The sequence below is a fragment of the Roseicyclus sp. genome (assembly GCF_052168335.1).
Classification (GTDB): domain Bacteria; phylum Pseudomonadota; class Alphaproteobacteria; order Rhodobacterales; family Rhodobacteraceae; genus Roseibacterium.
The window spans coordinates 1-10,017 of record NZ_JBQLZP010000155.1; the positions used below are offsets into that span (position 1 = coordinate 1).

Consider the following 10,017-nt stretch of genomic DNA (forward strand, 5'->3'; position numbering starts at 1 on the left):
CGGCCTTGGCGCCGGCCTTGGTGGCCTGCCCCATCACGTCGTCGACCGAGGCGGGCGCCACCTTCGCGATCGCCGCCACGTCGTCGAGGAGCGCCAGCAGCCCGCTCATGTCCTCACCCCGTCCGCCTGATCCGGAGCGCCGAGCATACCGACGCCCGCCCCCGAGACAACCCGGCCGACGCCCGCCTTCGCGGCGGCGCGGCATCGCCCGCCGCCCAAAACCGCACCGATGTTAGCGCAAACGCCGGATGTTTTCGCTAACATGCCGGAAAGTCGCGATTTTTCGGCTTCACGCGGGCGGTATGCTTTTGTATCCGGTGCAGCATTGGCAGGGCTCTCGCGGATTTCAGGAAAGGCGCACTTCATGACGATCACTCTCGGCATCAACGGCTTCGGACGCATCGGACGCTGCACGCTGGCCCATATCACCGAGGCCGCCCGCAACGACGTCCAGGTGGTCAAGATCAACGCCACCGGCCCCATCGAGACCAATGCCCACCTCCTGAAATACGACAGCGTCCACGGCCGCTTCGGCGCCGAGGTGCGCGTCAAGGACGACACGATGGACCTCGGGCGCGGGCCGATGAAGGTCTTCTCCACCTACGATCCGGCCGAGCTCGACTGGGAGGGCTGCGATGTCGTCCTCGAATGCACCGGCAAGTTCAACTCGCGCGACGCCGCCGCGGTCCACCTGACCCGCGGCGCGCGCCGCGTCCTCGTCTCCGCGCCCGCGAAGAACGCCGACAAGACCGTCGTCTACGGCGTGAACCATCGCGAGCTGCTCGACAGCCACCACGTCGTCTCGAACGGCTCCTGCACGACGAACTGCCTCGCGCCGCTCGCCAAGGTGCTGAACGACGCCATCGGCATCGAGCGCGGGATCATGACGACGATCCACAGCTACACCGGCGACCAGCCGACGCTCGACCGCCGCCACAAGGACCTCTACCGCGCGCGCGCCGCCGCCATGGCGATGATCCCGACCTCGACGGGGGCCGCCAAGGCGCTGAAGGAGGTGCTGCCGGAACTCGAAGGGCGCCTCGACGGCACCGCGCTGCGCGTGCCCACGCCCAACGTCTCCTGCGTCGACCTGACCTTCGAGGCGAGGAAGGACGTGACCGTGGCCGACGTGAACGAGGTCGTGCGCGAGGCGGCCGAGGGGCACATGCGCAGCGTGCTGGCCTACGACCCCGAGCCCAAGGTCTCGATCGACTTCAACCACACGACGCATTCCTCGATCTTCGCGCCCGACCAGACCAAGGTGGTGGGCGGCCGCACGGTGCGGGTGCTCGCGTGGTACGACAACGAATGGGGCTTCTCGGCGCGGATGGCCGACGTCTCCGCCGCGATGGGCCGCCTCCTGCACTGAGCGCACTTCCGCGCCGCGGCGTGTGCGGGCTTGGCCCGGGCCGCGGCGCGTGCCACTCTGCCCGCAACAACGGGCAGCGGAACGAAGCGGCGGCAGGACATGACGAACAGCGTTGCAGCCTGGCTCGCCGCCTTCATCGTCGCTTGCGTCCTCGCCGACGCGGTCCTGAACGAGGGCGACGTCGTCTTCTTCCTCGCGCGGAAATTCGCCGGGCTCCTCGACTGGATGGCCTTCTGGCGCTGAACGCCGCGGCGGTCCTACCCTCCTGCGGGGTTGTGTCGCCGCGCCCCGCCCCCCATTCTGGTTTGCAGGAGCGGGACGCCCCGGCTAGGGATGTTAGCGGTAACATCAGGTCGGGCGGCGTCCCGGCCACGCGTGCACACGGCCGGCAAGGCCCTGCGAGGAGCGGAGAGAACATGGCAGTCAAGGTCGCGATCAACGGATTCGGACGCATCGGGCGCAACGTGCTGCGCGCCATCATCGAGTCGGGGCGCACCGACATCGAGGTGGTGGCGATCAACGATCTCGGGCCCGTGGAGACGAACGCCCACCTCCTGCGCTACGACAGCGTCCACGGCCGCTTCCCGGCCGAGGTGAAGGTGACGGGATCGGGCATCGACGTCGGCCGCGGCCCGATCGAGGTCACCGCGATGCGCGACCCCAGGGAGCTTCCCTGGGGCGACGTCGACATCGTCCTCGAATGCACCGGCATCTTCACCGACAAGGAGAAGGCGCAGGTCCACCTCGAGACCGGGGCGAGCCGGGTCCTCGTCTCGGCCCCGTCCAAGGGGGCGGACAAGACCATCGTCTACGGCGTCAACCACGACAGGCTGACGAAGGACGACCTGATCGTCTCGAACGCGTCGTGCACGACGAACTGCCTCGCGCCGGTGGCCCATGTCCTGCACCGGGCGGTGGGCATCGCGCGCGGCTTCATGACGACGGTGCATTCCTACACCGGCGACCAGCCGACGCTCGACACGATGCACAAGGACCTCTACCGCGCGCGCGCCGCCGCCATGTCGATGATCCCGACCTCCACGGGCGCCGCGCGCGCCGTGGGCCTCGTCCTGCCGGAACTCGACGGCCGGCTCGACGGCGTCGCGATCCGGGTGCCGACGCCGAACGTCTCGGTCGTCGACCTGACCTTCGAGGCGTCGCGCGACACCAGCGTCGAGGAGATCAACGACGCGATCCGCAAGGCGGCCTCGTCCGGCCCGCTCAAGGGCGTGCTCGGCTACACCGACGAGAAGCTCGTCTCGATGGACTTCAACCACGACGCCCATTCCTCGATCTTCCACACCGACCAGACCAAGGTTCTCGACGGCAACATGTGCCGGATCCTGTCGTGGTACGACAACGAATGGGGCTTCTCCAACCGGATGGCGGACACCGCGGTCGCCATGGGCAGGCACCTCTGAGAGACCGCGCTCCAAAGTGCGTATTTGGAGAAAGATGAAGACGGGCGCGCGCCTTTCCTTCATCTTTCCGGCAAATACGCATGTCGGTCGGCCGGAGGCTGGCGCGCCGGGCGTTCTTTGCTATGACCTCGGGAGACGCATCCTGAGGAGGCCCCGATGACCTGGAAGACGCTCGACGACATGGATCTCGGCGGGAAGATCGTGCTGACCCGCGTCGACATCAACGTCCCCGTCGAGGACGGGCGGGTGTCGGACGCGACGCGGATCGAGCGGATCGTGCCGACGGTGCGCGACATCCTGGCCGCGGGCGGGCGCCCGGTGCTGCTGGCGCATTTCGGGCGGCCGAAGGGCCAGCCGGTGCCGGAGATGTCGCTCGGCCAGGTGGTGCCGGCGCTCGAGGCGGCGCTCGGGCAGGAGGTGGCCTTCCTCGAGGCGCCCGACCGCGCGGCGCTCGAGGCGCTGGCGCCGGGGGCGGTGGCGCTGCTGGAGAACACGCGCTTCCATCCCGGCGAGGAGACGAACGACCCCGAGCTTGCCCGCGCCTACGCCGCGCTCGGCGACGTCTACTGCAACGACGCCTTCTCGGCGGCGCACAGGGCCCATGCCACGACGGAAGGCATCGCGCACCTGCTGCCCGCCTGCGCGGGGCGGCTGATGGAGGCGGAACTGCGCGCGCTGGAGGCGGCGCTGGGCGCGCCGGAGCGCCCGGTTCTCGCCGTCGTGGGCGGGGCCAAGGTCTCGACCAAGCTCGATCTCCTGTCGAACCTGATCGAGAAGGTCGACATGCTGGTGATCGGCGGCGGCATGGCGAACACCTTCCTCGCCGCCGAAGGCGTGGACGTGGCGCGCTCGCTCTGCGAGCACGACCTCGGCGAAACGGCGCGGGAGATCCTCGCCAAGGCCGGGGAGACGGGCTGCGAGATCATCCTGCCGACGGACGTTGTGGTGGCCGAGGCCTTCGCGGCCAATGCCGAGAACACCACCGTCGCGGCGACCGCCGTGCCGCCCGGCACGATGATCCTCGACGCGGGCCCCGAGAGCGTCGCGCGTATCCGCGCCGCGATCGACCGGGCGCGGACGCTGATCTGGAACGGACCCCTCGGCGCCTTCGAGATCCCGCCCTTCGACGCGGCGACGAACGCGGCGGCGGAACATGCCGCGACGCGCAGCGCGGGCGGGCAGCTCGTCTCGGTCGCGGGCGGCGGCGACACGGTGGCGGCGCTCAACCGCGCGGGCGCGGCGGAGCGGTTCAGCTACGTCTCGACGGCGGGCGGCGCATTCCTCGAGTGGATGGAGGGCAAGACGCTGCCGGGCGTCGCGGCGCTCGACCGGGGCTGAGCCCGCGCGATGTTTGCGCCACCATGATGGACAGGGCGCGCCTGCGCGAATATTCCTCCCGCCCAAGGGGCATTTGAGAGAACGGAGAGGATTTTCATGACGAACGACGCGATGCGCGAGCAGATGAAGAGCGGCCGGGGCTTCATCGCGGCCCTCGACCAGTCGGGCGGATCGACGCCCAAGGCGCTGCGGCTCTACGGGATCGGCGAGGAGGCCTATGCCTCCGAGGACGAGATGTACGACCTCATCCACGAGATGCGGACCCGCATCGCCACGGCGCCCGCCTTCACCGGCGACAAGGTCGTGGGCGCGATCCTCTTCGAGAAGACGATGGACCGGGAGATGGGCGGCAAGCCCTCGGCGGCGTTCCTCTGGGAGGAGCGGGGCGTGGTGCCCTTCCTCAAGATCGACAAGGGGCTCGAGGCGGAGGCCGACGGCGTCCAGCTGATGAAGCCGATCCCGGGCCTCGACGCGCTGCTCGACCGGGCGGTGGCGCACGGCATCTTCGGCACCAAGGAGCGCTCCGTCATCTCGGCGGCGAACCCGGCGGGGATCGAGGCCATCGTCGCCCAGCAGTTCGACCTCGGGCGGCAGGTGCTGGCCAAGGGTCTCGTGCCGATCCTCGAGCCGGAAGTGACCATCAGCATCGCCGACAAGGCGGCGGCGGAGGAGCTTCTGCTCGCCTCGATCCAGAAGCATCTCGACGGGCTCGACACGCCCGTGATGCTGAAGCTGTCGCTGCCGACCAAGGCGAACCTCTACGCGCCGCTCATCGCGCATCCCAAGGTGCTGCGCGTCGTGGCGCTGTCGGGCGGCTACAGCCGGGACGAGGCGAACGCCAAGCTGGCGGAAAACCACGGCATGATCGCGAGCTTCAGCCGCGCGCTGACCGAGGGGCTGTCGGCGCAGCAGTCGGACGACGAGTTCAACGCGACCATCGCCGCGACGATCGACTCGATCTACGGCGCCTCGATCACCTGAAGGCGGGGCCGATCCGTTCCAGGAGCGGCTGCGGGTGGGCGAGCGCGTGGCTGCCCGCCAGGTGGCCGCGTTCGCCCGCGAGACGGGTCGCGGCGAAGGCGTCTCCGACCGGCGCGGGTGCTGCCCGGAGGAGGACGGAGGCGGTCAGGAGGAGCGCGGTCCGCTCGGCGAACCAGCGCGCCTCGGCCTCCGGCGGCAGGCCGGGCCAGCGCGCGCGGTGGGTCTCGAGCGCGGCGTCGTAGGCGCGGCTCGCCCCCTTCGCGGCGTCGAGATCGGCCTGAAGCTGCGCGCCCGCCCCGGGCTCCTTCGCCAGCGTCCGCAGGATGTCGAGGCAGATGACGTTGCCCGACCCCTCCCAGATGCCGTTCAGCGGCGCCTCGCGGTAGAGCATCGGCAGGGCCGTGTCCTCGACATAGCCCATGCCGCCGAGGCCCTCCATCGCCTCGACGATGACACGGGGGGCGAGCTTGTTGTTGAGGAACTTGGCGAGCGCCACCGCGACGCGGGCGAAGGGCGCGCGGGCGGGATCGTCGAAGGCGCGCGCGACGTGGAGGCCGAGGGCCGTCGCCCCCTCCCAGTCGAGGGCGAGGTCGGCGAGGAGCGCGCGCATCAGCGGCTGGTCGGCGAGGCGGCGCTGGAAGGCGCTCCGATGCAGGACCCAGTGCGCGAGGTGGTCGAGCGCCGCGCGCATGAGGCCTGCGGGCGCCATGGCCGTGTCGAGGCGGGTGTGATGCACCATGCGCAGGATCGCGGGGATGCCGCGCCCCTCCTCGCCCACGAGGAATGCGACCGCCCCGTGATATTCGATCTCGGCCGAGGCGTTGGCGCGGTTGCCGAGCTTGTCCTTCAGCCGCTGGAGGTGGATCGCGTTCCGCGTCCCGCCCTCGAGCCAGCGCGGCACGAGGAAGCAGGTCAGTCCCGCCCCGGTCTGCGCGAGCGTCAGGAACCCGTCGGACATTGGCGCGGAGCAGAACCACTTGTGCCCCGTCAGGCGCCAGTGCCCGTCCGCGCGCTCGGCCCGCGTGGCGTTCGTGCGCAGGTCCGAGCCGCCCTGCTTCTCGGTCATCGCCATGCCGAGGGTCGCCCCGCGCTTCTGTGACAGGGGCGCCACGGCGGGATCGTAGGCGGCGGCGGTCAGCTTCGGCACCCAGTCGCGGGCGAGGTCCGGCGCGGCGGCCCGGAGCGCGGGAACGGCGGCGTAGGTCATCGTCATCGGGCAGCAGGCGCCGGGCTCGACCTGGCTCATCAGGTAGACCTGCGCCGCGTGCGTCAGGTGGCTGCCGCCCGTCCAGGGCCCGGAGGCATAGCCCGCGCCGAGCCCCAGCGCCATGAGCCGGTGGTAGGCGTCGGTGAAGGCCACTTCGTCGAGGCGCCGCCCGCCCGCGTCGAAGAGGCGAAGCTCCGGCAGGCGGCGGTTCGCCTCGCGCCCCCACTCGGCCACCTCGGCCCGGCCGAGGGCCTGCGCGAAGGCCGCCGCGTCGGCGCCCTCGCCATGGCACCGCAGCGCCGGGTCGCCCGCCAGGAGGTCGCGGTCGCCGATGGCCGGCGGCTGGTTCGTCACCTCATGATTGGCGAGGCGGATTGTCGGCTCCATTGCAACACCTCCCGGGGAACAGGATAGGCGCGGGGAATCAAGGCGTCACGGGGGATTCACAAATGCCCGCGCCTGTGCGATTCTCCGCGCCAAGGCGCACGCCAGAGGCGCCCCGCGAGGCGAGGCAGAAGCATGTTCCGCAACATCTCCTGGTCCGGGCTGGGCATCACCACGGTCCTCCTGCTGGTCGCGGGCTACTTCACCTTTACCGCCGTGCAGGGGACCTACGGCCTCTTCCGCCGCATCCAGATCGAGGCCGAGGCCGAGCGCCTGGCGCTGGAACTCGCCCGCCTCGAGGCCGAGACGGGGCGGATGGAGATTTTGACCCGCCGCCTCTCGGACGACTATCTCGACCTCGACCTCCTCGACGAGCGGGCGCGCGACGTGCTGGGCTACGTCCGCCCCGACGAGATCGTCCTGCCCTGACCGGGCCCCCTCCCCCTGCGTCACCTTAGCGGCCAAAGGGGGGGTGTCATGCCGCCCGCGCTTTGCTATGGATAGTTCAACGTTAAACTATCCCATTGGGCGGGGAGGACCTGAACCGCATGGCGACCCGGAAAACCGCTGCAACATCAGCCGCCAAGCCGAACGTATCGGCCGAGGAGCTGAAGGCCTACTACCGTGACATGCTGCTGATCCGTCGATTCGAGGAAAAGGCCGGCCAGCTCTACGGCATGGGGCTGATCGGGGGCTTCTGCCACCTCTACATCGGGCAGGAGGCCGTCGTCGTCGGTCTCGAGGCCGCCGCGGACGAGGGCGACAAGCGCGTCACCTCCTACCGCGACCACGGCCACATGCTCGCCTGCGGCATGGACCCCAAGGGCGTCATGGCCGAGCTCACGGGCCGCGAGGGCGGCTACTCCAAGGGCAAGGGCGGCTCGATGCACATGTTCTCGAAGGAGAAGCACTTCTACGGCGGCCACGGCATCGTCGCCGCCCAGGTGCCGATCGGCGCGGGCCTCGCCTTCTCGGACAAGTACAAGGGCAACGACCGCGTGACCTTCACCTATTTCGGCGACGGCGCGGCCAACCAGGGCCAGGTCGCCGAGACCTACAACATGGCCCAGCTCTGGGATCTGCCCTGCATCTTCGTGATCGAGAACAACCAGTACGCCATGGGCACCAGCGTGAAACGCGCCACGAAGTCCCCCGACTTCTGGGAGCGCGGCGCCGCCTACGGCATCGCGGGCGAGGCGGTGGACGGGATGGACGTCCTCGCCGTGAAGGCGGCGGGCGAGAAGGCCGTCGCGCACTGCCGCGCGGGCAAGGGCCCCTACATCCTCGAGGTGATGACCTACCGCTACCGCGGCCACTCCATGTCCGACCCCGCGAAGTACCGCACGCGCGAGGAGGTGCAGGAGATGCGCGAGAAGCGCGACGCCATCGAGCACGTGCGCCAGCTCCTGCTGACCGGCAAGCACGCGACCGAGGACGATCTCAAGAAGATCGACAAGGAAATCAAGGACATCGTGAACGAGGCCGCCGATTTCTCGAAGGAGAGCCCCGAGCCCTCGCTCGACGAGCTCTGGACAGACATCTACGCCGAAGTGGCGCCGCAGGACGCCTGAGGGGAGACGACGACAGATGGCAACCGAGATCCTGATGCCCGCCCTCTCTCCGACGATGGAAGACGGCACGCTGGCCCGCTGGCTGGTGAAGGAAGGCGACACCGTGTCGGCGGGCGACATCCTCGCCGAGATCGAGACCGACAAGGCCACGATGGAATTCGAGGCCGTGGATGAGGGCGTGATCGGCAAGATCCTCGTGGCCGAGGGCACCGAGGGCGTGAAGGTCAACAGCCCCATCGCCATTCTTGTAGAAGAAGGCGAGGACGTGCCCGAGAAGACCGGAGGCGGCGCGGCCCCCGCCCCCGTGGCGCTCGAGACCTCCGAGGGACGCGCCGACCCCGCCCCCGCGACGGCCGCCCCCGCGCCGCAGCCGCGCAAGGCCAACGCGTCGCCCGACTGGCCGGCGGATGCCGAGATGAAGAAGACGACCGTGCGCGAGGCGCTCCGCGACGCCATGGCCGAGGAGATGCGCCGCGACGACACCGTCTTCGTCATGGGCGAGGAGGTGGCCGAGTACCAGGGCGCCTACAAGGTGACGCAGGGCCTGCTGGACGAGTTCGGCGCGCGCCGCGTGATCGACACGCCGATCACCGAGCACGGTTTCGCCGGGCTCGGCGTCGGCGCGGCCTTCGGCGGCCTCAGGCCCATCGTCGAGTTCATGACCTTCAACTTCGCCATGCAGGCGATGGACCAGATCGTCAACTCGGCGGCCAAGACGCTCTACATGTCGGGCGGCCAGATGGGCGCGCCGATGGTGTTCCGCGGCCCGAACGGCGCGGCGGGCCGCGTCGCCGCCCAGCACAGCCAGGATTTCGCGGCCTGGTATGCCTCCATCCCCGGCCTGAAGGTCGTGCAGCCCTACTCGGCCGCCGACGCCAAGGGCCTCCTCAAGACCGCGATCCGCGACCCCAACCCGGTGATCTTCCTCGAGAACGAAATCCTCTACGGCCGCTCCTTCGACGTGCCGCAGGTGGACGACCTCACGATCCCCTTCGGCAAGGCCCGCATCTGGCGCGAGGGCACGGACGTGACCATCGTGAGCTTCGGCATCGGCATGACCTACGCGCTCGAGGCCGCCGAACAGCTCGCGAAGGAGGGGATCGACGCCGAGGTGATCGACCTCCGCACGCTGCGCCCGCTGGACTACGACACCGTCATCGCCAGCGTGCAGAAGACCAACCGCTGCGTGACGGTGGAGGAAGGGTTCCCGGTCTGCTCGATCGGCAACCACCTCTCGGCCTACATCATGACGCACGCCTTCGACTATCTCGACGCGCCGGTCCTGAACTGCACGGGCAAGGACGTGCCCATGCCCTACGCCGCGAACCTCGAGAAGCTGGCCCTGACCTCGGTCAAGGAGGTCATGGATGCGGTCAAGGCCGTGACCTACCGCGGATGATGCGCGTGCTCGGCAAGACGCGGGCCTCGGACGCCTACCGCATCGGCCTCGACATCGAGGGGGCCGAGGTGGTGGCGCTGATCCCCGAGGCGTTGCTGTCGGCCGAGCACGGGCAGACGGCCCGCGTGTCCCACCAGGCCGCCTACGAATGGATCGAGAGCCAGGCGCACGCGCTGGTCCACGCGATCCGCACGCTCCACTCCGGCGCCCGCCCGAGGGCGCCCTTCGACCAGATCACGCTCGAGACCGCCGCCTGAGCGGCGAGCGACAAGGGAGAGCCCCGACGATGCCGACCGAGATCCTGATGCCCGCCCTCTCTCCGACGATGGAAGACGGCACGCTGGCCC

At 69.8% G+C, this 10,017-nt stretch carries 12 protein-coding genes; 9 read left to right on the forward strand and 3 right to left on the reverse strand.

The annotated features are described in order from the left end of the window. Positions 1 to 109, reverse strand: a 109-nt coding sequence (locus ACTS11_RS04855; RefSeq protein ID WP_442639227.1) for a DUF808 family protein, incomplete at its 3' end; no start/stop codon positions are given. Further along, positions 106 to 375: a hypothetical protein gene (locus tag ACTS11_RS04860; RefSeq protein ID WP_442639216.1), complete on the reverse strand. Its 270-nt coding sequence runs from the start codon at positions 373 to 375 to the stop codon at positions 106 to 108. The genes ACTS11_RS04860 and ACTS11_RS04855, both read right to left, overlap by 4 nt. On the opposite strand from ACTS11_RS04860, the gene gap (ACTS11_RS04865) reads away from it, so the two are divergent. The 5 genes from gap (ACTS11_RS04865) to ACTS11_RS04885 all read left to right on the forward strand — a co-directional run bounded on the left by gap (ACTS11_RS04865) (position 365) and on the right by ACTS11_RS04885 (position 5,109). Next, positions 365 to 1,369, forward strand: a complete 1,005-nt coding sequence (gene gap / locus ACTS11_RS04865; protein WP_442639217.1) for a type I glyceraldehyde-3-phosphate dehydrogenase — start codon at positions 365 to 367, stop codon at positions 1,367 to 1,369. The genes ACTS11_RS04860 and gap (ACTS11_RS04865) overlap by 11 nt on opposite strands. A gap of 99 nt (positions 1,370 to 1,468) precedes the next feature. Continuing rightward, entirely contained in the window at positions 1,469 to 1,612 is a 144-nt protein-coding gene (locus ACTS11_RS04870; RefSeq protein WP_442639218.1) for a glyceraldehyde-3-phosphate dehydrogenase, read from the forward strand. Positions 1,613 to 1,785: 173 nt separating this feature from the next. Continuing rightward, complete coding sequence (gene gap / locus ACTS11_RS04875; RefSeq protein ID WP_442639219.1) at positions 1,786 to 2,790, forward strand: type I glyceraldehyde-3-phosphate dehydrogenase; 1,005 nt, start codon at positions 1,786 to 1,788, stop codon at positions 2,788 to 2,790. Positions 2,791 to 2,946: 156 nt separating this feature from the next. Beyond that, a complete protein-coding gene (locus ACTS11_RS04880) occupies positions 2,947 to 4,128 on the forward strand; it encodes a phosphoglycerate kinase (RefSeq protein WP_442639220.1) in 1,182 nt (393 codons plus the stop codon). A 96-nt stretch (positions 4,129 to 4,224) separates the two neighbouring features. Then, positions 4,225 to 5,109, forward strand: a complete 885-nt coding sequence (locus ACTS11_RS04885; protein WP_442639221.1) for a fructose bisphosphate aldolase — start codon at positions 4,225 to 4,227, stop codon at positions 5,107 to 5,109. Here ACTS11_RS04885 and ACTS11_RS04890 read toward each other — a convergent pair. Further along, on the reverse strand, positions 5,102 to 6,703 hold the full coding sequence (locus ACTS11_RS04890; protein WP_442639222.1) for an acyl-CoA dehydrogenase family protein: 1,602 nt from the start codon (positions 6,701 to 6,703) through the stop codon (positions 5,102 to 5,104). The genes ACTS11_RS04885 and ACTS11_RS04890 overlap by 8 nt on opposite strands. A 132-nt stretch (positions 6,704 to 6,835) precedes the next feature. Here ACTS11_RS04890 and ACTS11_RS04895 point away from each other — a divergent pair, with 132 nt between their 5' ends. The 4 genes from ACTS11_RS04895 to ACTS11_RS04910 all read left to right on the forward strand — a co-directional run bounded on the left by ACTS11_RS04895 (position 6,836) and on the right by ACTS11_RS04910 (position 9,927). Further along, positions 6,836 to 7,129, forward strand: coding sequence for an FtsB family cell division protein (locus ACTS11_RS04895; RefSeq protein ID WP_442639223.1), 294 nt, complete (start codon positions 6,836 to 6,838; stop codon positions 7,127 to 7,129). A gap of 119 nt (positions 7,130 to 7,248) precedes the next feature. Next, positions 7,249 to 8,271: a pyruvate dehydrogenase (acetyl-transferring) E1 component subunit alpha gene (gene pdhA / locus ACTS11_RS04900; protein WP_442639224.1), complete on the forward strand. Its 1,023-nt coding sequence runs from the start codon at positions 7,249 to 7,251 to the stop codon at positions 8,269 to 8,271. Between the two features lie 16 nt (positions 8,272 to 8,287). Next, positions 8,288 to 9,670, forward strand: coding sequence for a pyruvate dehydrogenase complex E1 component subunit beta (locus ACTS11_RS04905; RefSeq protein WP_442639225.1), 1,383 nt, complete (start codon positions 8,288 to 8,290; stop codon positions 9,668 to 9,670). After that, positions 9,667 to 9,927: a hypothetical protein gene (locus tag ACTS11_RS04910; protein ID WP_442639226.1), complete on the forward strand. Its 261-nt coding sequence runs from the start codon at positions 9,667 to 9,669 to the stop codon at positions 9,925 to 9,927. The genes ACTS11_RS04905 and ACTS11_RS04910 overlap by 4 nt, the downstream gene beginning before the upstream one ends. The last annotated feature ends 90 nt before the right edge of the window (positions 9,928 to 10,017 follow it).